Source organism: Paraburkholderia sp. SIMBA_030 (genome assembly GCF_046535245.1).
Taxonomy (GTDB): domain Bacteria; phylum Pseudomonadota; class Gammaproteobacteria; order Burkholderiales; family Burkholderiaceae; genus Paraburkholderia.
The window spans coordinates 1-267 of sequence record NZ_JAWRXB010000684.1 but is presented as its reverse complement, the minus strand read 5'-3'; the positions used below and the strand labels follow the sequence as shown (position 1 = coordinate 267).

At 58.8% G+C, this 267-nt stretch carries 1 protein-coding gene; it reads right to left on the bottom strand.

Annotated elements, in window-relative coordinates; translation table 11 throughout:
* The coding region (locus SB772_RS41695) for an FAD-dependent oxidoreductase (RefSeq protein WP_410838732.1) at positions 1-236 on the bottom strand (236 nt) is incomplete at its 3' end.
* Positions 237-267: the final 31 nt, after the last annotated feature.

Genomic DNA, 267 nt, shown 5'->3' with positions numbered 1-267 from the left:
CGCTCACGAATGATCCGCCCACCCTCGAACGCCATCTGCCCCAGCAACTGTGCTTGCTTGGGGCCAACGCTGCGCTCGATCACATCGATATCGCGGCTATAGCTGTTGACGATCTGACCGCCGTTACGACCCGACGCGCCAAAACCAACCTTGGCCGCTTCCAGAACCGTTACCTTGAAACCGTTCTCCAGCAGAAACAGGGCAGAGGACAGACCGGTGTAACCGGCGCCGATCACGCAGACATCAGTCTCTACTTCACCCTGCAAG